The sequence below is a fragment of the Paraburkholderia bryophila genome (assembly GCF_003269035.1).
Lineage (GTDB): Bacteria > Pseudomonadota > Gammaproteobacteria > Burkholderiales > Burkholderiaceae > Paraburkholderia > Paraburkholderia bryophila.
Genome location: NZ_QLTK01000043.1, coordinates 31,427 through 52,531 on the forward strand (window position 1 = coordinate 31,427; position 21,105 = coordinate 52,531).

At 61.5% G+C, this 21,105-nt stretch carries 22 protein-coding genes; 8 read left to right on the forward strand and 14 right to left on the reverse strand.

Annotated features, from left to right (window positions below):
- Positions 1–69: 69 nt before the first annotated feature.
- From BX591_RS33655 to BX591_RS36700, 3 genes are all read left to right on the forward strand, one after another.
- Entirely contained in the window at positions 70–819 is a 750-nt protein-coding gene (locus BX591_RS33655) for a glycine zipper 2TM domain-containing protein (RefSeq protein ID WP_111935625.1), read from the forward strand.
- Positions 820–951: 132 nt separating this feature from the next.
- Positions 952–2,958 carry a bifunctional DedA family/phosphatase PAP2 family protein gene (locus BX591_RS33660; protein WP_111935626.1) on the forward strand — a complete coding sequence of 669 codons (2,007 nt, stop codon included), beginning with the start codon at positions 952–954 and terminating at the stop codon, positions 2,956–2,958.
- 190 nt (positions 2,959–3,148) lie between these two features.
- Positions 3,149–3,298, forward strand: coding sequence for a hypothetical protein (locus tag BX591_RS36700; protein ID WP_167444670.1), 150 nt, complete (start codon positions 3,149–3,151; stop codon positions 3,296–3,298).
- An 84-nt stretch (positions 3,299–3,382) separates the two neighbouring features.
- On the opposite strand, the gene BX591_RS33665 is transcribed toward BX591_RS36700, so the two are convergent.
- Positions 3,383–3,823, reverse strand: coding sequence for an ester cyclase (locus BX591_RS33665; protein WP_111935627.1), 441 nt, complete (start codon positions 3,821–3,823; stop codon positions 3,383–3,385).
- Between the two features lie 327 nt (positions 3,824–4,150).
- On the opposite strand from BX591_RS33665, the gene BX591_RS33670 reads away from it, so the two are divergent.
- Both BX591_RS33670 and BX591_RS33675 read left to right on the forward strand, forming a co-directional pair.
- Positions 4,151–5,275, forward strand: a complete 1,125-nt coding sequence (locus BX591_RS33670; RefSeq protein ID WP_111935628.1) for a Dyp-type peroxidase — start codon at positions 4,151–4,153, stop codon at positions 5,273–5,275.
- Positions 5,272–6,075, forward strand: coding sequence for a family 1 encapsulin nanocompartment shell protein (locus BX591_RS33675; RefSeq protein WP_111935629.1), 804 nt, complete (start codon positions 5,272–5,274; stop codon positions 6,073–6,075). The genes BX591_RS33670 and BX591_RS33675 overlap by 4 nt, the downstream gene beginning before the upstream one ends.
- Positions 6,076–6,177: 102 nt before the next feature.
- On the opposite strand, the gene cydB is transcribed toward BX591_RS33675, so the two are convergent.
- Both cydB and BX591_RS33685 read right to left on the reverse strand, forming a co-directional pair.
- Positions 6,178–7,185 carry a cytochrome d ubiquinol oxidase subunit II gene (gene cydB, locus BX591_RS33680; protein WP_111935630.1) on the reverse strand — a complete coding sequence of 336 codons (1,008 nt, stop codon included), beginning with the start codon at positions 7,183–7,185 and terminating at the stop codon, positions 6,178–6,180.
- A 4-nt stretch (positions 7,186–7,189) separates the two neighbouring features.
- The gene (locus BX591_RS33685; protein ID WP_111935631.1) at positions 7,190–8,578 is read right to left on the reverse strand and encodes a cytochrome ubiquinol oxidase subunit I; all 1,389 of its coding nucleotides are present in this window, start codon (positions 8,576–8,578) and stop codon (positions 7,190–7,192) included.
- Between the two features lie 229 nt (positions 8,579–8,807).
- Between BX591_RS33685 and BX591_RS33690 the strand changes: the two genes are divergently transcribed.
- Entirely contained in the window at positions 8,808–9,482 is a 675-nt protein-coding gene (locus tag BX591_RS33690; RefSeq protein WP_111935648.1) for an HAD family hydrolase, read from the forward strand.
- A 62-nt stretch (positions 9,483–9,544) separates the two neighbouring features.
- Here BX591_RS33690 and BX591_RS33695 read toward each other — a convergent pair whose 3' ends face one another.
- Complete coding sequence (locus BX591_RS33695; RefSeq protein WP_111935632.1) at positions 9,545–9,925, reverse strand: TraR/DksA family transcriptional regulator; 381 nt, start codon at positions 9,923–9,925, stop codon at positions 9,545–9,547.
- Between the two features lie 288 nt (positions 9,926–10,213).
- Between BX591_RS33695 and BX591_RS33700 the strand changes: the two genes are divergently transcribed.
- Positions 10,214–10,528 (forward strand): DUF6566 family protein, encoded by a 315-nt coding sequence (locus BX591_RS33700; RefSeq protein ID WP_111935633.1) that lies wholly within the window; start codon positions 10,214–10,216, stop codon positions 10,526–10,528.
- 289 nt (positions 10,529–10,817) lie between these two features.
- Here BX591_RS33700 and BX591_RS33705 read toward each other — a convergent pair whose 3' ends face one another.
- From BX591_RS33705 to BX591_RS36710, 6 genes are all read right to left on the reverse strand, one after another.
- Positions 10,818–11,828: a PoNe immunity protein domain-containing protein gene (locus BX591_RS33705; RefSeq protein WP_111935649.1), complete on the reverse strand. Its 1,011-nt coding sequence runs from the start codon at positions 11,826–11,828 to the stop codon at positions 10,818–10,820.
- Between the two features lie 298 nt (positions 11,829–12,126).
- Positions 12,127–12,438, reverse strand: a complete 312-nt coding sequence (locus tag BX591_RS36275) for a hypothetical protein (RefSeq protein ID WP_146749850.1) — start codon at positions 12,436–12,438, stop codon at positions 12,127–12,129.
- 44 nt (positions 12,439–12,482) lie between these two features.
- Positions 12,483–13,475, reverse strand: a complete 993-nt coding sequence (locus tag BX591_RS33710; protein ID WP_111935634.1) for a PoNe immunity protein domain-containing protein — start codon at positions 13,473–13,475, stop codon at positions 12,483–12,485.
- 2 nt (positions 13,476–13,477) lie between these two features.
- Positions 13,478–15,022 carry a hypothetical protein gene (locus tag BX591_RS33715; RefSeq protein ID WP_111935635.1) on the reverse strand — a complete coding sequence of 515 codons (1,545 nt, stop codon included), beginning with the start codon at positions 15,020–15,022 and terminating at the stop codon, positions 13,478–13,480.
- Positions 15,019–15,672, reverse strand: a complete 654-nt coding sequence (locus tag BX591_RS36705; RefSeq protein WP_167444671.1) for a DUF2345 domain-containing protein — start codon at positions 15,670–15,672, stop codon at positions 15,019–15,021. Before BX591_RS36705 ends, BX591_RS33715 begins: the two co-directional genes overlap by 4 nt.
- Complete coding sequence (locus tag BX591_RS36710; RefSeq protein WP_167444672.1) at positions 15,669–16,562, reverse strand: type VI secretion system Vgr family protein; 894 nt, start codon at positions 16,560–16,562, stop codon at positions 15,669–15,671. The genes BX591_RS36705 and BX591_RS36710 overlap by 4 nt, the downstream gene beginning before the upstream one ends.
- A 299-nt stretch (positions 16,563–16,861) precedes the next feature.
- On the opposite strand from BX591_RS36710, the gene BX591_RS33725 reads away from it, so the two are divergent.
- A complete protein-coding gene (locus tag BX591_RS33725; RefSeq protein WP_111935636.1) occupies positions 16,862–18,634 on the forward strand; it encodes an SWIM zinc finger family protein in 1,773 nt (590 codons plus the stop codon).
- A 543-nt stretch (positions 18,635–19,177) separates the two neighbouring features.
- Here the strand turns inward: BX591_RS33725 and BX591_RS33735 are convergent.
- From BX591_RS33735 to BX591_RS33755, 4 genes are all read right to left on the reverse strand, one after another.
- Positions 19,178–19,396, reverse strand: coding sequence for an excisionase family DNA-binding protein (locus BX591_RS33735; protein WP_111935637.1), 219 nt, complete (start codon positions 19,394–19,396; stop codon positions 19,178–19,180).
- 100 nt (positions 19,397–19,496) lie between these two features.
- The gene (locus tag BX591_RS33740; RefSeq protein WP_244147192.1) at positions 19,497–19,871 is read right to left on the reverse strand and encodes a hypothetical protein; all 375 of its coding nucleotides are present in this window, start codon (positions 19,869–19,871) and stop codon (positions 19,497–19,499) included.
- Positions 19,819–20,166: a BPSL0761 family protein gene (locus BX591_RS37280; RefSeq protein ID WP_338068913.1), complete on the reverse strand. Its 348-nt coding sequence runs from the start codon at positions 20,164–20,166 to the stop codon at positions 19,819–19,821. The genes BX591_RS33740 and BX591_RS37280 overlap by 53 nt, the downstream gene beginning before the upstream one ends.
- A gap of 576 nt (positions 20,167–20,742) precedes the next feature.
- A partial coding sequence (locus BX591_RS33755) for a hypothetical protein (RefSeq protein ID WP_208644756.1) occupies positions 20,743–21,105 on the reverse strand: 363 nt, incomplete at its 5' end.

The following is a 21,105-nucleotide window of genomic DNA, read 5'->3' on the forward strand; positions in this document are numbered from 1 at the left end:
GCTCGCCTCGCTGCGGCGGTATTGCAGACACCTACACGCACCTACACGCACCTACAAGCGGAGTCCGTCATGAACAACAACCTCACTTCCACCCAGCCGCAACGCAGTCGCATTCATCCGTTGGTCGCGGGGGCCGCGGTCGCCGTGATCCTCGCAAGCGCAACCGGCATCGCGGCGATGACCGGCCTGCTGCCTACCTCGCACGCCGTCACGGAACCGGCGACGCCGGCCACCGCAATCGGCGCGATCTCCGCGCAACCTGCGCCGACCGCCAGCGCACAGATCGCCGCGCCCCAGCCGGCACAGGTTCAGCAACCCACGCAACAAATCGCGCAGCAAGCCGGGCAACAACCCATGCAACAAGCCGCACCGGTGCGCCCGCCGGTGCATCACGTTCGCCCGCGCCCCCCCGTGAGCGCGCCGTCCTACGCGAACAATCAGGAATACCAACCTCCGTATCAATCCCCGGCGCAGCGGCCGATCGCCGATCCGTACGCGGGCGAAGTCGTCGCCATCAACACGGTGCAGACGCCTGAGCCGACCACCGGCCTCGGCGCGCTAGGCGGCGCGGTGGCGGGCGGTCTGGTCGGCAATCAGATCGGCGGTGGACGAGGCAAGATTTTCACGACCATTGCGGGTGTGGTCGGCGGCGGTCTCGCGGGCAACGGCATCGAGCATGCGGTGCGCAAGCAGACTTCGTATCAGGTCCAGGTGCGCATGCAGGACGGCAGCTACCGCAACTTCAACTATGAAACGCAACCGCCCGTGCAGATCGGCGAACGTGTGCGCGTTTCGGGCGATTCGTTGAGCGCTTCGTGAGCGTTTAGCCGGTTTTGCCGATTCGGCCGGTTCTGCCGGCCGGCACATGGCCGGCACGTGTCAGCGAGGGAATAAGAAGGCGCCGCTCCGCGTTATGATCAAGCGTTACCCGAGGACGCCCGATCGCGCACGATGGAGCACGCCTACCTTCACTTCCTGCATTCGCTCGCCGGGCATCCGCAATGGATGCTCGCGGTCGTCTTTCTCGCGGCCTTCCTGGAAGCCGTCGCGGTTATCGGCACCTTCATTCCGGGCAGCACCGCGATGTTTCTCGCCGGTGCGCTGACCGGCACCGGTTCGCTCAGTCTCGTCTGGGTATTCGTCTGGGCGATCACGGGCGCGATTGCCGGCGACGGCATGAGCTTCTGGCTCGGCGGTCGCTACAAGGACCGCATCGTGCGGATGTGGCCGTTCAGCCGACATCCCGAAGTGCTGGAAGCGGGGCACCGCTTCTTTCGCAAACATGGCGCGAAGAGCGTCGTGCTGGCCCGCTTCGTCGGACCTTTGCGGGCCATCGTGCCGGTCGTGGCCGGCATGCTGGGCATGTCGCCGCTGCGCTTCTACGCCATGAACGTGCTGTCCGCGCTGCTGTGGGCGCCGGCCCATATCCTGCCCGGCGTGGTGTTCGGCGCGTCGGTGCTGCTGGCGGGCGCGGTGTCGTTCCGGCTCGTCGTGATCCTCGCGCTGCTGGTGGCGATCGTCTGGCTGAGCTTTCGCGTGGCCGGCTTTCTGCTTTCGCATGCGAATGCCTGGTCGGGCGCTGCGGGCCGCTTTATCGGCAGTTGGGCGTGCCGGCACCCGGGTCCGCTCGGCCGTTTCGCGCGCAAAATGCTCGATCCCGAGACGCCGGACGCCAGCAGCGTTCTGCTCACCTCACTGGTCGTGCTGGTGGCGGGCGCGCTGTTCTTCGGCGTGCTCGACGACGTGATCAGCGGCGACCCGCTCACACAAGTCGATCTGTCGGTCTATCACTTTCTACAGTCGGTTCGCACGCCGTGGGGCGACACCGTCCTCGCGAGTCTCGCGACGCTCGGCAGCGGGCTCACGTTGACGGCGCTGGTCGTCACGGTCGTCGTGTGGATGCTGTGGGAGCGGCGCTGGCGCACCATCGGCTACTGGCTCGCCGCGGTCGTGTTTTCCCAATTGCTGATCTACGCGCTGCAGTTCGCCATGCGCCGCGCGCCGCCCAACGAATTGATCTCCAACGCGTACGCGTTTCCGAGCAATCACGTGGCGGCGACGGTGATCGTCTACGGCTTTCTGGCCTTCCTGCTGGCGCGACGGGTCGGCAAGCTGGAGGGCGTGTTCGTCGCGACCGTCAGCACGATCGTGGTGATCGTGGTCGCACTCGCGGGACTGTACTTCGGCCGCTATTGGGTATCCGACGCGATCGGCGGCGCGGCGCTCGCCTACGTGTGGGTCGCGATCGTCGCGCTCACCGCGATGTGGCGGCACCCGGAGACGCCGCCGGCCCGTACGCTGATGCCGGTCGTGGTGCTGGCGGTCGTGCTGGTCAGCGTCGGCGTGCAACTGGGTGTCGCGATGCCCGCGCCACGGCCCGACACGACCTTGCGACGGCCGCCCGTGCTTGTCACGCAGGCTCAGTGGACGCTCTCGGCCTGGAAGCGTCTGCCCTGCTATCGCTCGGACATGGGCGGCGACCACAAGGAGCCGCTTACGCTGCAGTGGCTGTCGAACGCCGATTCGATTCGCGGGCAACTGCGCGCGCAAGGGTGGGTCGAGGGCACGGACCTGTCCGCGCACAGCCTGCTCTCGCTCGCGTCGCCCAACGTCGCGGCGGTGTCGCTGCCGGTGTTGCCGAAACTCAACAACGGCGTGCCGTCCTCGCTGGTCTTCATGCGTGCCGGCGACACCCGCGACGAACGCGACGTGCTGCGCTTCTGGCCGAGCGGTTACGCGGTGGAGAACGGCATCTCGGCCACGCCGCTGTGGGTCGGCTCGTTCGCGCATGAGCGGCTGTCGCGGGCCTCGTGGCCGATCAACATCCTGCGGGTCGACCGCTCCGAAAGCACGCTCGATTCCCACGCACGCGCCGGGGCGCCGCTCGGCGCGTCGGTGGTAGCCAAGGTGATTTGCGACGGCGTGCAGGTGGCGCTGCTGGCTTCGCCGGTAGAATAAAACGCCGGTTTGACGAAGGCGTGGGATGCCTGGCTATCCACATCTGGCAGGCAATCGCGCGTTCGCTGCTCCCGCCGGGAAAACGCTCTGTGTTCAAGCAGTTGGCGAGGTTGGCCAGGACTTGTCCACAAGGATATGAACATTTTCTGTGGATAAGATGCGCGAAGGCCAAACCGCCAGGAGAGATGCGATGTCACCACCCACACCCCGCGACGCCGCCAGGCCGGCACCGCGTCACCGCTTCCTATGGTTCGTGGCCTTGTGGCTGCTCGGCGTCGCCGGCACAGCACTACTGGTGCTGCCGTTTCATCTCATGATCGCCGCGGCAATGCATCATTAGCCTTGTCGCTCCCCTGTCGTTCGGACGCCGCGCGCATCGCCAACCGCGAAGTCGAGCGCGAAGTTGAGCGCCGTCGCGTCGGCTTCAAGGCCGCTCGAGCGACGCCGGCAACTGCCCCAGTTGCCGGAACACCGCGAGCCAGTCCTCGAGGTGCCAGGTTTTCGCAATCAGGTCCGCGCGCATTTCATGAAACGAGTGGATCGCGAATCTGATCGGCTTGGAACTCGGCGCCATGCCGAGCAGCGTCCCCGTTTGCGTGCCGCTGATCTCCGCGCGAACGCCGACCCGCTCGCCGTGAATCAGCACGTCGAGAATCGTGACGCGCATATCGGGCAGCGCCGTGGCGAGGTCCTCGAAGACCGGAATCATCTGGTCCGGTCCCGGCGCCACGCCGGCGGGCTCCGGAACGTATTCCCAGTCGGACGTGACGACGGTTCGCAACAGGGCGACGCTCTTCTGCTCGAAGGCGCGATAGAACGTGTCGATGGCTTGGTGAATCTGAGCTTCGCTGGCGGGCGACGTCATGATCGGTGGCTCCGGGGAAGGGTCGCGGCGAGCCCGATACGCTCGCCGCTTCCATCATAAGCCCGCATCCGGGATGCCTGCGCGCAAGGTGTGCAACGCCCTCATTGGCAACCTGAGGCAACGATAAGGCAGCGTAGCGGTCATGAATTGCGTAGTCGGTATAACATCCGATGGCAACGCACCCGACCGCCAACCTGCTCCGGCGATTCGCGCCGATTCGAACAGAGTCGGCCACCGCCATAAAAACGTCACCGCGCAGGCGTAAAGACCCTCGACAGCCGTTTCATTGCAATCGGAACCCGTCACGACCTACCCACCTTCAATCCGATGACTAAAGAACTCCCCGTCACGCCAGAACGCGCCGATCCTCCGGAGCCGCAGGGCATCTGCAAAGACGTCTCCCGTAGCGCGATCTTTCTGGTCGCGACTATTTCCAGCGACACCGACGCCGTGGAAAAAGTCCGCGCCTGGACCGGCGACATCGCCGCGCGGGTGCGCGCCGTCGGCAAGCGCGTGCCGGCCGGCGACCTCTCGTGCGTGTGCGGCTTCGGCTCCGACGCATGGGACAGGTTGTTCGGCGCGCCGCGTCCCGCCCGCCTGCATCCGTTCCGCGAATTCGGCACCGGCGAGCGCCGCGCCATCGCAACGCCGGGCGACATCCTGCTGCACATTCGCGCCGAGCACATGGACCTGTGTTTCGAACTCGCCACGCAGTTGCTGGCGCCGCTCGGCGACGCCGTGACCGTGGTCGACGAAGTACATGGTTTCCGCTACTTCGATATGCGCGACCTGGTGGGCTTCGTGGACGGCACGGAAAATCCGGCGGGCCGCGAGGCGGTGCAGTTTACGCTCATTGGCGACGAAGACCCGGGCTTCGAAAGCGGCAGCTATGTGCTCGTGCAGAAGTATCTGCACGACATGGCGGGCTGGAACGCGCTGCCGGTCGAGACCCAGGAACTGATTATCGGCCGTAAGAAGCTGTCGGATATCGAGCTCGACGATGCGGTGAAACCGTCCCGCTCGCACAGCTCGCTGACCACGCTGACCGAGAACGGCAAGGAAGTGAAAATCCTGCGCGACAACATGTCGTTCGGCCGCCCCGGCTCGAACGAATTCGGCACGTACTTTATCGGCTATGCGCGTTCGCCCGCGCCGATCGAACAGATGCTGGAGAACATGTTCGTCGGCCGCCCGCCGGGCAACTACGACCGGCTGCTCGACTACAGCCGGGCGGTCACCGGCAGCCTGTACTTCGTGCCGTCGGCCACGATGCTCGACGAACTAGCGGACCGCGAGCCGCAACCCGCCGCGGAGGTCGAGACGCCGCCGGACACGTCTTCATCCGCCGAGCCGGATCGCGAACACGAAGGTTCGCTGAATATCGGCTCGCTCAAGGAACTCACCGGACTCACTGGACCCACCGGACTCACAAAAGGGAATCGCCCAACATGAACAATCTGCATCGCGAGCTGGCCCCCATCTCCCGCGCCGCCTGGTCGCAACTCGAAGAGGAAGTGGCGCGCACCTTCAAACGTAGCGTCGCCGGCCGCCGCGTGGTCGACGTCAAGGGTCCGGGCGGCACGGAACTGTCCGGCGTCGGCACGGGGCATCAGACCACCATCGGCGCGCCGCAGGACGGCGTGGTGGCAAAGCTGGCCGAAGTCAAAAGTCTGGTCGAACTGACCGTGCCGTTCGAACTGCAGCGCGAAGCGATCGACAGCGTGCTGCGCGGCGCAAAAGACGCCGACTGGCAACCCGCGAAAGAAGCGGCCAGGCAGCTCGCCTACGCCGAAGACCGGGCGATCTTCGACGGTTATAAGGCGGCGGGCATCGGTGGCCTGCGCGAAGGCTCGTCGAATCCGGTGCTCGCGCTGCCGGCCGACATCAGCGACTATCCGAACGCGATCAGCGAAGCGCTCGAACAGTTGCGGCTGGCCGGCGTGGACGGCCCCTATTCCGTGCTGCTCGGCGCCGATGCCTACACGGCGCTCGGCGAAGCACGCGACCAGGGCTACCCGATCCTCGAACACATCAAGCGGATCGTGAACGGCGAGATCATCTGGGCGCCGGCCCTCGCGGGCGGCAGCGTGCTGTCCATGCGCGGCGGCGACTTCGAGTTGCACCTGGGTGAAGATGTGTCGATCGGCTATGTGAGCCATACCGAGACGACCGTGCGCCTCTATCTGCGCGAGTCGCTGACGTTCCTGATGCTGACGAGCGAAGCGTCGGTGACGTTGAGCCAGGCTGAGTAGTCGGGCCGGGTAGTCAGCTGATTAAACGGCACCTGTAGCACGTCGCCTGGTCCATCGCCGCGCGTTGCGCGCACGCGGCGATGGCGTCGCGTATCGAACCACTCAGTGATAACCGGCATCGCCTTCGCGCACCTTGCCGCGGAATACGCGGTACTGCATCAGGTTGTAGACGAGAATGACCGGCAGCACGATCACCGTGCCGACCAGCGCAAACAGCTGGCTCGAATGACTCGACGAGGCTTCCCAGATGGTCAGCGACGGCGGCACGATGTTCGGCCAGATGCTGATCAGCAAGCCGCTATAGCCCAGAAAGCACAGCGCGAGCGTGAGCAGGAACGGCGTCGCTTCATGCCGCAGCCGCAGCGTGCGAAAAATTCCCCATACGCAGGCCACCACCAGAATCGGCACCGGCAGGAACCAGCCGAGCTTGCCGCTGCCGAACCAGCGGTGCGCGACCGCCGGCAAGCCGATCACGGTCCATAGACTCACGACCGCCATGGCCCCCAGCAGCACGCTCACGAGCGGCCGCATCACTTCGCGCATGCGGCGTTGCAGGTCGCCGTCGGTCTTCAGGATGAGCCAGCCGCAGCCAAGCGTCGCGTAAGTAGTGAGCACGCCGATGCCGCACAGCAAGCTGAACGGCGACAGCCAGTCGAACGGATCGCCCGCAAACCGGCCGTCGACGATCTTGATGCCTTGCAGCAGCGATCCCAGCACGATGCCCTGGCACAACCCCGCCAACGCCGACCCGGCCATGAACGCCAGATCCCACGCATGCTGCGTGCGCGTGGCTCGCGCGCGCAATTCGAAGGCCGCGCCGCGAAAGATCAGGCCCACCACCATCAGGATCAGCGGCAGATAGTTCGCCGGCAGGAGCGTCGAATAGACCACCGGAAACGCGCCGTAGAGTCCGGCACCGCCGAGCACGAGGAAGGTCTCGTTGCCGTCCCACACAGGCGCGATGGTATTGAGCATGACTTGCCGGTCGGCTTTCTGCTCGAAGAACGGAAACAGCAGGCCGATGCCGAGATCGAAACCGTCCAGCATCACGTAGAGAAACACGCCGAAGCCGATGATCGCAGCCCACACCACGGGAAGATCGAGTTGCATGGCGTCACTCTCCTTTCAGCGCGTCGAGCGGACGATTCCGCAATACCGGATGCTTGACGGAAGGCGGACTGTCGACCTGCGACTCTGGCCCGCGCCCCATCATTTTCAGCATGTAATAGACGCCCATGCCGAACACCAGGAAGTACACCAGCACGAAAATCAGCAACGACACGCCCGCCTGTTGCGCGCTGATCGGCGAGAGCGAGTCTTCGGTGCGGAACACGCCATACACCGTCCAGGGCTGGCGACCGACTTCGGTCGTGATCCACCCGGCCAGCAACGCGACGAGGCCCGACGGTCCCATGCACAGCACCAGCACCTGAAACCAGCGGGTCTCGTACAACTGGCCTCGCACCCGCAGAAACAGCCCCAGCAGCGCGGTCAGCAGCATCAGCATGCCGAGACCCGCCATGATCCGGAAGGTCCAGAAAATGATCGGCGAATACGGACGGTCTTTAGCCGGAAATTCCTTCAGTCCGCGAATTTCTCCGTCCCAGCTATGGGTCAGAATCAGACTGCCCAGGTGCGGTATTTGCAGCGTGTAGCGCGTGACTTCCGCGTCCATGTCGGGCAGGCCGACCAGGTTGAGCGCAGTGCCGCCCTTCTCGGTTTGCCACAGCCCTTCGATCGCCGCGATCTTGGCCGGCTGATACTGCCGCGTATTGAGACCGTGCGCGTCGCCGACGAAAATCTGCACCGGCGCGAGCAGCAGCAGAATCCACAGCGCCATCGAAAAACTGCGCGTGATCGGGCCGTCGCGCCGGCCACGCAGCAGATGCCACGCGCCGCAAGCCGCGACGATAAAGGCCGCGACAATAAACGCGGCGATCGTCATATGCGCGAGACGATACGGAAACGACGGATTGAAAATCACCTTCAGCCAGTCGACCGGCACGATCCGGCCGTTCTCGATGGCGAATCCTTGCGGCGTCTGCATGAAGCTATTGGACGCGAGAATCCAGAAGGTCGAAATGAGCGTGCCGAGCGCGACCATCAGCGTGGCGAAGAAGTGCCCGCGGGGACCGACACGCTGCCAGCCGAACAGCATGACGCCGAGAAAGCCGGCTTCGAGAAAGAACGCCGTCAGCACTTCGTAGGTCAGCAGCGGCCCCGTGATATTGCCGGCGAACGAAGAGAAGCCGCTCCAGTTGGTGCCGAACTCGTACGCCATCACCACGCCGGACACGACGCCCATGCCGAAGCCGACCGCGAAGATTTTCGACCAGAACAGGAACATGTCTTTATAGACGACGTCGCCGGTCATCAGCCAGCGCCCTTCCAGCACCGCGAGGAAGCTCGCCATGCCGATGCTGATCGCGGGAAAGATAATATGAAACGAAACGGTGAACGCAAACTGCAGCCTGGCGAGATGGAAAGCATCGAAGAGTTCCATGATGGATCTGCGGCTCCGGGTGGCAACGGCTTTTGCGTAACGACGGGAGACATGATTATCGCCCGATGTTCTTTTGCGTGGTGCGTAGGCTGCCATTCGTGACAGAACGCGGCAGCGCAGATCCTTTATAAGTGCGGCAATCTGCCCGCTCGCCCGTTGTGCTCGCGCGCGCATGACATCACACCGGCTTGCTATGATTCCTGGCACCGAATTGCCCTGGGAGCTCACGATGCGAATTCAAACCTCATTCCTGTTCGATCTCGACGGCACGCTGGTCGAGAGCGTCTATCAGCATGTGCTGGCGTGGAAAGAAGCACTCGACAGCGAAGGCATTCCGCTGTCGGTCTGGCGGATTCACCGCAAGATCGGCATGAGCGGCGGCCTGTTCACGAATCAGTTGCTGCGCGAAACGCACAAGGAGATCAGTACCGAACTCCAGGAACGGCTGCGCCAGGCGCACGCCGCGTCGTATCGGCGCTTACGCGATCAGGTCTGCCCGCTGCCGGGGGCACGCGAGTTGCTCACCGCACTGACGAAAGCCGGCACGCCATGGGCGGTGGCGACCAGTGGCCGGATGGAAACCGCGGCCGTCAATCTGGAGGCACTGGGCGTCGACCCGGCCAAAGCCGTGGTCGTCACACGCGACGACGTCAAATACGCGAAGCCTGACCCGGACCTGTTCATTGCGGCGGCGATCCGGCTCGGTGTGCCGGTCGAACAGAGCGTGGTGGTCGGCGACAGTATCTGGGACATGCTGGCCGCGAAGCGCTGCCGCGCACTCGGTGTGGGCGTGCTGTCGGGTGGGTATGGCACGGAGGAACTGGAACGTGCGGGCGCGTTGCGCGTTTATGACGATCCGGCCGATCTGCTGGAGCATCTGGATGAGGTTGCCGCGAGACCCTGACTGTCTCGCGGCTTATTCGACGCGAGTTTCAACCCGATACGGTGAGCGGCGTCGCAACACGCTCACTGCCCGGTTTCACGCCGGCTCTGCTCCGCGACGGTCAGGATGGCTTCCGGCATGACTTCGAGGCGGCCCTGCGGAATCGGCTCGCCGCTTTCGTCGGAAAGCCCGTAGGTGCCTTCGTCGATCTTGCGCAGCGCGCGTTCTATATCGCTCACCCGCTGATCGTTCACGTCGTGCAGCGACTGGTTGATCTCGTTCTGCGCCATGCTCTGCGCGGTGTCCTCGAATTCCCTCGCCTCCTCGCCATGCTCTTCCTCGGCCGCACGGTCATCCGCGGTCGTGCTCGCCTCGCCGCCCAGCAATTGCCGGCGCAGCGCCTCGAGGCGCGTGCGCTGCCGCGCGATGAACTCTTCACTCAGGTCGCTCTGCTGGTCGGCCATGATTGGCTCCCTTGGCTTGATTGCGTTGCACACGTGTCGGCTTCTTCAGATTAATGCAGAAACATAGAAACCGGCTTCCTGCCTTTTTGACCCCTCGCGCGGCGTACCGTTTCAACTAATCTATGAGCAGGGAGCGGCCAGCGCAGTGCCCGGTTCTCCGGCGTTTAATACTGGCGGAATAGATCTATCGGTTCGACACGATCGAACTGCGGCATGATGACGCGACAGTTGGCGCATGGTGGTATCCGCGGATGACTACCCGTCGTGAACGCTGCGAAGGAGAACGCAATGCCGGCAAGCACTGTTTCTTACGGCGAGTTCAAAATCATCGTCCACCCCGAGACAAACAGGCTCGGCGCGTGGGTCGCGAGCGTGAGCGTGAGCCACGGCGCGCGAACCGTCGTCGATATTCGTCCGGCGACGATTCAACCCCAATGGCTCACCGAAGCAGAAGCGGCGAGAGATGGAATCGAATGGGGCCGCCGGTTCATCGATCGCGAGTTCAATACGCCGCAGGCACGTTCGTGGGTGTCCGACCGCTCTCACGCGCAAACCTGGTTCCGCGATGCCGAAGAAGCGCGTAGTGGCAAGTTCATTGCGTAGCGGTTGCCTCGGCGCTTGCACGCCGCTGAAGCCCTAGCCGCGCCTATGATAGGAAACAATTAAGTCTGTCGGGCAAACCCACTGTAAGCCCTTGATTTTATTGGCATCGAAAAATGGACAAACTGCGAGCAAAGTCTGTCGGACGCGCTAACCTGGGCGCTGGAGCAACGATTTGCGACGATAAAGTCTGTCGAGCCTTACGTGATAAGGGTTACCCGCGGCGCGGTGGCATCTCGCCAGCCGCCGTAGAAGCTGACCGACTTCGTGCCCACGAAGCTCTCTCAAACCCTTAGGCTTTACGTTCGAACTCCCACATCGCCGACTGCGGTCGGTACGCGCCACTCCTGTCGGGCGCGAAGACATCCGGCATAACGTCCCCCTGATTCACAAGCACGCCAGGTACGTTGTGGCCTTGTGCTTTCCCGACGCTGGTTTCCGGGCACGGCTGCCCCGTTCGTACCGTCATTGGTTCACCGTCCCGGCGCATTGGCGCGCCGTTTTTCGCGGCATCGAAGTTCCGCGCAAAATCAGCAAGGTCCTTCGGATACAACAGATGGTCTCGAAAGGCACTGTCGTCGAGCTGTAGCAGGAATGCAACCAACGCTGCCTCAATAGCCCAGTAGCCGACGTAGGTGCCCTTGCCATTTTTCTGGGCCTCCACATGTCCGTCGTGCCATGGAGCTGCGGCCATTCCCGGATACCACGCTTCGAGGTATTCCGTCATGTCGTCGACAGACTCCTTCTTCGTCTCGCGATAGAGACTGAAAACGAGAGGCCTATACGGCACGTCGTGATACCAGCTGTCTACGTTGATTCGACCTTCGAGTTCATAAGCCAGCAGGTCCTCATACAAAGTGTCCGTCCCCCGGTAAGACGGGTCGAACATCTCGACAATGCGCGGCAGCAGGTCGCGTCGATGCAACAGGTAGCAAAAGCCGATTAGCTGCATCGCCGTTTCATACTCGTCAATTGCTTCGAAGGCCAACGGCGGTTCGCTGTCATCCTGTCGATTTAGCCGTTGAGCTTCCGCGTACCGTTCAAAGGCTTCGAGAACCGGCTCGAGTTCACCACGCAGCAGCTTGAGGTCCGCTCCGCTCGTGTACCGGAGCAGGAAGCGTCGATAGATATCGGAAACAAGGTAACGCTGCGTCAGCGCCTTCCGCTCGTTCTCATTGCTGCCGGTTGGTGCAGTATTTTCGGACCAGTAGGCGATGCCTTCATCGAGGAGGCCCAACCGCCACTTGAAGTAGTCCTCGCCAAGAAAGCGTTGCCGCCGCGTCGAATCGAAGTCTTCGTTCATATCCATAATCTCTTAGCCCCGGGCTATCTTAGCCTGCTCGCTTTCAGCTTGACCGCTTCTTCAACCTCTCCTTCCTTGTACTGATGAGTAAAAGGAAGGTCGTGGTCAGCATGGTCGTGTTCAGCGCCCGTAGTTAGCGCTTCGACGTGTTGCACCGCGGACGGAAGATAGAACGGGACGTACAGTCGTCTCACCCGTCGCGACAACCGATGCCCTGCCGCGCATTGCTTAACGGACGGTCGATAGACCGTGATTTTTGCCAGTCCCGAGTGATACGTCCGTTGCCCCGCCGCCTCTCTCAATGCGGCGCTTTCATCGTTGGCGACGAAGTCGAGAGAACAGTCGACGTGCGACTCGTAGTCGCTACGGGCGCCGGCGGCGAAGTGTGCGATTTCTTCAGCACACCTGCTTCGGTCGCCTTACCTGCCGTCTGCGCATCTGATGGCTCGGAGTTCGACGACTTAAGGGAAAGGAGGTCGGGGCTGAAAATCAGCGCAAACGTGAGTCCTATTGTCGCGAGCGCAGCAACGATAAGTGCTTTCTGAGCACGATGTACCCAGCGCGCCTTCTTCCCGCCCACATCAGCCACGGAAGCGTTTGCTAGCTTCATTTTCTCTATCCGAAAGTCTAGCGTGGCGGGTACTCACCTAGCCGTCAGGCTTTACGTTCGAACTCCCAGACCGCCGGTTGCGGCCGGTGCGCCCCGCTGCGGTCGGGTGCGAAGACGTCCGGCATTGTGTCTCCCTGCTTTACCAGCACGCCCGGAACATTGTGGCCTTGTGCTTTCCAGACACCCGTCTCGGGGCAAACCTGCCCAGTTCGGACCGTGACCGGTCCAGGCGGGGGAGTCTCGCGCGGAGCGTTCTCTTGGAAGCTACGCGCGAAGTCGACGAGGTCTTTCGGGTAGACAATGTGCTCGCGCAGCGAGGTGTCGTCGAGTTCCAGCAGATACGCGAGGGCGGCGGCTTCGATTGCCCAGTAGCCAAAATAGAGGCCCCGCTCCTCCGACAGGTCGAGATGGCTGTCATGCCAGTCGACGCTGCTCATGGACGAGTACCACTGACCGAGATATGCGTTCAGGTCCGCGAGACTCTCTTCATTCGAGTCGCCGAACATGCTATTGATACAGTTCCGGTACGACTCGTGAATCCAGCTGTCGACGTCGACCCTGCCGTCCAAACCGTAGTCCAGCAGCTCCTCATACAGTGTGTCGCGGCCCCGATAAAGAGGGTCCTGAAGCGCAGCAATGCGCGGAAGCAAGTCCTGGCGGTGCAGCAAAAAGCACAGGCCGATGAGTTGCATCGCGCGCTCGTACTCACCAAGGTCACTAAGCCGGAAGGCGGGCCAGTCCGGGCGTCCCAACGCCAGGCGCTGCCATTTCGCGAGTTCCTCATACTCAGCAACGATACCGTCCATCTCGTCGCGCATTGGTCCGATAGGTTCTCCCGCGGTGTAGCGCAGTAGCACCAGTTCAAACCGGTCACTGGCGCGAAAAGCCGCAGCTCCGGCCTGCTTTTCGTCCTCAGAACCGTTGGCAGGCAAAATGCGAGACCATTTGTCTATGGACTCAAGGAGAAAGCGCGAGAGCCATTTGAAATAGGGCTCACTGATGAAACGCTGACGCCGTTGATTCGAAAAATCACTCATCGTTACGCTCTTCCAAATTTCTTGTCTAAACGTGCCTGTTTTTCATTCGCCGCCTTGGCCACTTCGCCTTCAGTGTAGTGAAGGGGCACGTGATGGTTGTCGTGGTCGTGCTCCTTGCCCATCATTAGCGCTTCCTCGTGCTGAATCGCACTGGGCAAGTAGAAGGGAACGTACAGGATGTGTCGCGCATAACCCTCTTCCACGATGGTTCTGGCCATGGTTCTGCCTACCGCGTCCGGAAGGCTTTGCCGAACCCAGGTCGTCGTCATTTGCGCAATCTTATCGCCTGCTGGGGCTACCGTACCCGTGCTCGGAGTAGGCGTGGATGATTGCGGTGTGGACGGAGCCCCAGAGGTCTCTCGCCTGCCGCCCTTCTTGCCGCCGCCCTTCCTGCCCCCCGGTGTCGCTTGTGCGGATGCCGCTTGCGTTGCGCCGTCATCGTCGATAGGCGGCTCGAGCAGTTCGTCGGGCCGTGGAAGCACCTCGTCTGCGATTCGGCTTGCCATCCCGAGCTTGGAGGACACATTGGGCTTGCTGTCACCCTTCGGCTTTGAAGCGACCCTTGACGACTTCGCTTCGACAATCGCATAGGGCTTTCCGTTATTGTTTGCCGGCGTCGCGCGCCAGACACCGTCTATGCCTTGCCCACGAGCCTTGGGCGCAAAGAGCTTGTTGAGCTGCCTGTCATCGTTTAACTTGCCGAGGACCGTGGCGCCCGGGGCCGTCGCCCAATGGCCGAGTGCGCCCTGGTCGTGTGAGGTCCAACCGGCGCCCCATTTCATGTGCTCATAGCAGTAGTAGTCGGCAATGTGCTCACCGAGAAGCCCGGTGATTTTGTTCGTGATGTCCTTGACTGCCAGCTTGGCATTCACAACCCCTCCGGCGCTCGGCGCGGACTTCGAGCGGTTGTGACCGTCCTCGGCCTCGACGCCCACTTTCCCCGGCTTCTCAGTCTCTTTTCGCAAGGCGACTGTTCCATCCGATGACGAGTTCGGCTGCTTCTTCTTCCAGTGCATCAGCTTGCGCTCGATAAACTGGGTGAGCCAGTACGGCAGGTTGGTCTCAACAAATCCGAGCGCCTCTTCGAACGTGGTCTGAGCCGTCGGCGGCATCTCACGATAAAGCCACGATTTCTCGATGTGCTCGCGGGATTCGGTCAGCAGCTTCTTCAGCCCCGACGCGTCAAAGAGCTTGTCGACCAGTTCTTCCGGGCTCGTCGGGCAGTGCGCACGCTGAAGCACCATCCGCAGAATGTCGAAGAGCAGCGGCCCGTAGATTTCGGACCGGTGGTTCACGAGCCTGAACGTGCGCTTCACGCCGGCACCGACCACGGGCACCCAGCCCACGACCGCGAACACCAGGTCGATGCCCGTCTCTATCTTCGTCATCTCGTCGGTGGCGCTGCGTGCATTCCACACGTTCCAGACACTCTCCGACGTGTCATAGACGTTCTGCGCGACATAGAATAGCGGGAACGCGTTTGCCGCCATCGAGATGCCAATCTGCTCGACCGCGTCTTCGACGGCCTGTTGGTCGTTGTCGTTCATTGGATATCCGGGCGGCCCGAGAATTGATTGAAGAGGCTCGCGAGATTTTCCTCGTTGATGCCTTCGTGACCACCAGCGCCAAGCTCCTTCAATACGTCAGCCTGGTCGAGCGTTTTCGCTTCAGGCAGCGCTTGTTGCGCGAACGGGCGTGCGTCCTCGCCAAAAAATGCCTTGGCTGTGCCTTCGGGAACGTCACGCAGTACAGCGTGGCCGTTGGCATCCAGCTTGCCTGCCATCGTCGTACCGTTCTCGAACAAGACCTTGTACGGCGCGCCGGGTACAGGCTTGAGGTTGCTGTCGGTGAGGTTCAGCTCGAGCTTGTTGTGCAGGTCGCCCTTCGGCAATGTGGGCAGGTCATATGGACTGCTTGTGGGACCGTTGAATGCATGCTGCGCACCCTTGATGTCTATCTGTCCGGGAGCATGAATCTCGATGTTGCCATCGTGAATGCGGATGTACGCGCCCCCAGCAGTCAGCAGGACGCCCTGGCTCGCAGCCACTTCCACGTTCTCGGAAGCCGACAGCACCTTCACTGTCTTCTGCGCGGTCAGCTCGATGTTGTCCGAATGCGCGCGAATCTCGACCTTGCCCTTCGCGGCGAAGAGCTTCATCCCTGCGTTCTGGACGAAGAGGCTGATTTTGTCGGTCACTCTTCCAGCTTGAGCTTGGTGAGCTTGTCGCCACGGCTGCTGTCCTGCCAGCTATAGGCGCCGGTGTATTCGTAGACCTCTGCCTGTTCCGGCAGGTTGCCCTGATTCGCGACAGTCGGAAACGAAGTCTCCTTGGTGGCGCCAGGATTCTTGTAGTCGAAGGTGCGCGTGCTGTAGGTCGTGCTTTGAAGCGTGCGCGTGCCGGACCACTGCACAAACGCTTCCGTCTGGCTGGAGGTGCCGGCACGGTAGAAGTCCACCTCCTGGGGCGACATGGCCTTGAGCGAATAGAGGTCGTCGGTTATGACAAGCGTGTGCGACTTTCCGTCATCGGCGTGCTCGAAGTAGTAGAACCAGCCTTCGGACTCAAGCAACCGGTGCACGAAAGTCCAGTCGTCCTCGTACTGAACGCAGAATGAACGCACAGGCGATGCATTTCGAATGTCAAACCGGAATGCACCAGCCGCCTGCGGATGCATCTGGAAAACAGATTCGAGGATAGCCTCTACTGACTTGTCCTGGAAAATCTGCGCGTCCTTACGGAACTTCAGGAAGTACAACCATGAGGAGTAGACCAGCTGGTAGCTAGTCAGTTGCCCGTCGGCTCCCAGACGCCGCACGGTATGGACATAGCCATGCTGCGGGCGATAGGATTTGTCCGCACGCTGAAGCCAGAGCGTGACCGGCTGGGCAATAAGAGACTTCAGCTCGAGCGAGCTGTTCGTCGAGACAGCGTCGATGACGTATTCGAAGTTGCGGCCAAGCCGTGATGTACCCATCACGATTTGCGGCAATAGCGCATTCGCCCCCGCCGGGGAGTCGAGTTTTACGAGCCGGTCAGCCTGAAATAATGCAGACTGCATAAATGAGATAATGTCCTGCGCTCCCATTTAGATTTTCCTTGTCGGGGCATCCCTTAAAGTCGAGCGAAATAATAAGGGGATTTTCGCAGCTCGACAATTCCGGTTGATTGAGACACTCAGCGTTTAACAATTCCAGTGAGCTTCTGCTGTTTGCCCGTCGGAATTCCCACCTTGAAACTGAACCAAAACTGCGCCGAATCGCGCAGCATGTTGCTGTACAGGTCAGTGCGCACACGTGCCGTATCTGGCGACCGCCCACCCATCGCCGTATCATCGTGCCTGTGCGCTGCCCGTCGCGGCATCTCCCTTCTTTCACCAGTTACCTGATGTCCAAGTCTGCAAAGCTTTCCGAGGTTCTCACGCTTGCCGAAGTCCAGTCGCTGGCTGACACGAAGACGTTTGCGCGCGGCAAGGCCTATTTCCTCGATGGCGTCGTCTCCCACCTGGACGAGCGCGACGGGGCGCTTCGTGCGACTGTACGCGGCACGCACAGATACCGGGTCGAACTCGCAGTCGACAATGGCGAACTCGCATACGACTGCAACTGCCCCGTAGGAGACGATGGCGTTTTCTGCAAGCACGCTGTTGCCGTTGCACTCTCCTGGCTCGAAAATTCGGGTGAGGAGGTGTTTCACGCCGAAGAGCCTGGGCCGGGGAAGCCGCGCAAGAAGAGGAAGACCTACGAGGAAGTCATTCGGGAATATGTGGCGACGTTAGACAGGGACGCGCTTCAGGAGTTGTTGATGGACGCCGTCGAACAGGACCTTGCGCTGCGCGACAAGCTGCTGTTCGCTGCGCGTGCGGCAGGGGCCTCCGACCTGCCCGGCATGAAGGCTGCCGTCAAGCAGGCGACGCGCATTTCACGTCCGCTGGACTGGCGCGAGTCTGGTGCATATGGCGACGGGCTCATGTCGCTGGCCGACATGCTGCGTCAAAGGCTTTCCGGACCTCACGCCGCACAGGTGGTCGAGCTATGCGAGCTGGCGATTGCCGGTGCGGAAAAGAGTCTCGAACAGATTGACGACTCCAATGGCGACGTGATGCCGGCGATTCTCGAACTGGCCTCTGTGCATCTCGAGGCCTGCAAGGTAACTGGCCCCGACCCGGTGAAGCTTGCGGAGCGGCTCTTCCGCTTCCAGACAGAAGGCAGATGGGACACCTTCTACAACGTCCTTCCGGCGTACGCGGGGCCACTGGGCAAGAACGGGTTGCGCCGCTATCGTGAACTCGTCAACGAGGCATGGGCATCGATGCCCACACTCGCCGCTGGCAAGGAGTATCGACGGTCATACGATTCGCCGCGCATGCAGCTCGAACATGCGATGGGGGCGCTGGCTGAACTCGACGGCGACGTCGACGCGCTCATCCGCATCCGCTCGAAGGACCTGTCGAGTCCGTACCGCTTTCTGCTGGTCGCCGAGCTTTGTGCGAAGCACGGTCGTCCGGACGACGGGCTCGCTTGGGCCGAGCGCGGCATCAAGGAATCCGGCAAAAGCTTCGACCAGCGTCTGCTCGACTTCTGCATCGACGCGTATCTGCGGCGCAGCGAATTCGACAAGGCCGATGCGTACGCGTGGCGACGTTTCGAGATGCGTCCGACGGCTGAAGCATTTCCGGCTTTGATGGAGGTCGCTACTGTCACGGGCAGAAGTGCAGAAACCCGGGAGCGTGCACTCAAACATCTCTGGGCGCTGGTCAGCGAAGAGGAAGCAGCGGCAAAATCGAAGCGCACCGTCTGGCAACGCGGCGCGCGAACCGAGCTGGTCAGGATTTTTCTCGCTGGCAAGGAAAACGACGTCGCATGGGAAACGTTTACCAGCGGCCCGGTCGCCACGCAGCTATGGCCTGAAATGGCGGCTGTTCGCGGCAAGACTCATCCGCACGATGCCATCGCCCTGTATCACCGGCTGCTGCCAATAGCTGCCGAGGGCGGTACGCGCAACGCCCGATATGACGAGGCCTTCGAAATCGTGCGGGCTATCGGAATGCTGCGGGCGCGGCTGGATGAACGTACAGAGTTCGCCGGTGAACTGGAGGAGATTCGGGCGGCGTATCGAGCGAAGCGCAACTTCATCAAGTTGCTCGCGAAACTGTCGTGAGTCGCCCACAAAATATCGATGCTTCTGCCAGCTTCGGATGCGTGCGCGGCAACGCGGCGGCGAACGACCAGAATTGATTCGGCCTTATTGATGCACGTCGGGGTGGGACGTCGCCGGACGCAGAAAACGGCTGGAGATGGGCACGCTCAGCCTCGCTGCGAGCAAGCACGGCGCGACATCGTTCCAGCTCATCTTTGAGGAAATCTATTTCGGCTTGCATCCCACCTGCTCGCCGTAGAAGCCGACCGACTTCGTGCCAGTATGCGAACCCTAAATCGCCATCTGCAAGGGCAAGCTCTTGAATCTTCCGAAGCGCAATTTCGAGGTTCAGACAATTTTGCGAAGACATATGTTTCCCTCACCAATCACAGGCTGTAGTTGAGTGGTCAGTGCGCGACCGGAGGTTAGTGGACGGCCTGTGTGCATAGACATTCCGGAAATCCATACCTCGCTCGTCCTTTGACGTTTCCGACAGCAATTCACGTGTGTACTTCGCCTGCAAAAATCTGAGGCGACCGAATCACAGCCGGACGTAACCGGCTCTCAAAGGCCCAACGGGTCGTTGTCCCCGGCCTGCGCGTCGAGATAGGCGCGCATCGCGACGTCCATCTCGGTGCGGTATGCCTCTACAGAAACCACATCGATATTGATGCTGCCACTTGGGTCTCTTGGCAACACCTCCATAAGTTTTCCTGCAGCGAGGAGCTTACGAATGTGCGGACGACTGACGAACAGGTATTTCGCTGCTTCTGAGACAGTCACAACGGCCTCCTATGTCAAGCGCCTCATGAATCGGCCCTCACAACGTGAGAATTGCGAGGGCCATGTATTCGCGTCGACGCCGCCGGTCTCTTGTGTTCCTTCATGTTGACGACAGTAACGTTCGCGTGCGATTTAACGTCCACGCTATCTCTGCACGCGAAAAATCCCATTGGCCGGCTCCGACCTTTGCGTTCAGCCCCTTCTCGACCCGTCCAAGTGCGTCGTCCAGCGACAGGCCAGACGCAGACATCTTCCGCGACGCGTACTCCGCCAGCTGACTAGCAAGGTCCTCGCATGCGTCATAGCGCGTCCACAGCTCTTCGCCCGTGAGGCCGGTGTAATACCGCCCGGCTACCTCGTGCACAAGAAGCTTTGGCTGCGTACCCGACACCAGTCCAAAGGGGCGCTCTCTCGGGAAGTCGTCAGGAACCACATGCGGCCTGGCCATCATCAACTCCTTGGTTGCGAATTTCATCAGCTTCGTCGCGACCGGGGATGGGGGACGGACGTCCTGTCGCTGCCGTAGATTCAACCCGTCGGCGTTTGGGGGCGGCCCAGAGTCCCGGTAATGCCGAGGCCGACACCTCGAGGTCAATGTCGAGTGGGTAGTGTCTGAGCAGGCCGAGAGCCACTGCCTGGACTAGGCCGCCGACCCTTATCTCGTCGGCGCGGGCGAGCATCTGCAACAGCTCGCGCGTATCGGTGACAGCCTTCGTGCGTTCACAAGGGGTCGTCATCTTCAGCTCCACCAAGTAGACGTTCTGTGACATCGGTGTACGACGTCACCTCGTACAGTTCGCACCACCTCGTCCAGACGTATTCAACATTCAGTGACGAGCCTTGCCTGCCGACAAGTTCGTAAATACGTCCCGTCTCAGTCGTCCCCTCCATGGCGACCGGGTCGAACGTCACTATCGGGGAACTGACGCGCCCCGAGCGGTCAAACATATCCACGCCAACAAAATGCCGGCTTCCATCCTCGGTCTCGAAAACGCGCCATCGAGACAATGGAATCCTCGGCAGTTCGGAAACAGGACGGGGTCTCCAGACGGGCATCGCAATCTCCTGGCGGCAAAAATCCTATCTATCCTCTCGACCTGACGGGACTACGTGCAAGCTCAACGATGTCCCGACCTGCGCATACATTGCCCGTCAGCACACGTAGGACATTCGACGTAGCGCTCGACGACGTGATATGAATGCGCTCCACAACTTTCGCTAAAAACTGTCAGGAGCCGCAAGTTTGTCAGTCATTGTCTACTCCCAAGTCCAACCATACGGCCCGTTGCATCAACGCGAAAAATGATGAACTCGTCCGGGCGACATGAAAAATTCCCCTCGGACTTTCACCGCTTCGAATCGAGTAGCTCCAGATTCTTCAGTAGCGTTGCTGCATCGTCTGGCTCACGCCGAATTGAGAACACCTGAGCCTTCCTCGGCTTCTTTCCCCCAACTTTCGGTACCTTCGAGAGCGAGCCCAATGCCTTGCGCTCGCTCTCGGTCAACGATGCCTTGAGCGCTTGCTCGTCAACCTTGCTCTGGCGCTGCTGTGCCGACTGCGATTCAAGATGGGATTCCACGCCGACGATGGGGCACCACAGGTCTTTTCTCTTCTTGTTGATTTGCACGGAATCCTGACCCACCCTGCGTAGTAATTTGCATCGAATATTGACCCACGTAGAACACTGACCTGCTCGGCAACGGGCGGG

Bases quoted from the DNA above. Each gene is read 5' to 3' on its own strand.
- BX591_RS37280 (WP_338068913.1), bottom strand. From the start codon at position 20,166: ATGTCACAGAACGTCTACTTGGTGGAGCTGAAGATGACGACCCCTTGT.
- BX591_RS33665 (WP_111935627.1), bottom strand. From the start codon at position 3,823: ATGACGTCGCCCGCCAGCGAAGCTCAGATTCACCAAGCCATCGACACG.
- BX591_RS33655 (WP_111935625.1), top strand. From the start codon at position 70: ATGAACAACAACCTCACTTCCACCCAGCCGCAACGCAGTCGCATTCAT.
- BX591_RS33705 (WP_111935649.1), bottom strand. From the start codon at position 11,828: ATGAACGAAGACTTCGATTCGACGCGGCGGCAACGCTTTCTTGGCGAG.
- BX591_RS33710 (WP_111935634.1), bottom strand. From the start codon at position 13,475: ATGAGTGATTTTTCGAATCAACGGCGTCAGCGTTTCATCAGTGAGCCC.
- BX591_RS33670 (WP_111935628.1), top strand. From the start codon at position 4,151: ATGACTAAAGAACTCCCCGTCACGCCAGAACGCGCCGATCCTCCGGAG.
- BX591_RS33675 (WP_111935629.1), top strand. From the start codon at position 5,272: ATGAACAATCTGCATCGCGAGCTGGCCCCCATCTCCCGCGCCGCCTGG.
- BX591_RS33740 (WP_244147192.1), bottom strand. From the start codon at position 19,871: ATGAAATTCGCAACCAAGGAGTTGATGATGGCCAGGCCGCATGTGGTT.
- BX591_RS36700 (WP_167444670.1), top strand. From the start codon at position 3,149: ATGTCACCACCCACACCCCGCGACGCCGCCAGGCCGGCACCGCGTCAC.
- BX591_RS36275 (WP_146749850.1), bottom strand. From the start codon at position 12,438: ATGAAGCTAGCAAACGCTTCCGTGGCTGATGTGGGCGGGAAGAAGGCG.
- BX591_RS33700 (WP_111935633.1), top strand. From the start codon at position 10,214: ATGCCGGCAAGCACTGTTTCTTACGGCGAGTTCAAAATCATCGTCCAC.
- BX591_RS36710 (WP_167444672.1), bottom strand. From the start codon at position 16,562: ATGGGAGCGCAGGACATTATCTCATTTATGCAGTCTGCATTATTTCAG.
- BX591_RS33660 (WP_111935626.1), top strand. From the start codon at position 952: ATGGAGCACGCCTACCTTCACTTCCTGCATTCGCTCGCCGGGCATCCG.
- BX591_RS33685 (WP_111935631.1), bottom strand. From the start codon at position 8,578: ATGGAACTCTTCGATGCTTTCCATCTCGCCAGGCTGCAGTTTGCGTTC.
- cydB (WP_111935630.1), bottom strand. From the start codon at position 7,185: ATGCAACTCGATCTTCCCGTGGTGTGGGCTGCGATCATCGGCTTCGGC.
- BX591_RS33695 (WP_111935632.1), bottom strand. From the start codon at position 9,925: ATGGCCGACCAGCAGAGCGACCTGAGTGAAGAGTTCATCGCGCGGCAG.
- BX591_RS33715 (WP_111935635.1), bottom strand. From the start codon at position 15,022: ATGAACGACAACGACCAACAGGCCGTCGAAGACGCGGTCGAGCAGATT.
- BX591_RS33725 (WP_111935636.1), top strand. From the start codon at position 16,862: ATGTCCAAGTCTGCAAAGCTTTCCGAGGTTCTCACGCTTGCCGAAGTC.
- BX591_RS33690 (WP_111935648.1), top strand. From the start codon at position 8,808: ATGCGAATTCAAACCTCATTCCTGTTCGATCTCGACGGCACGCTGGTC.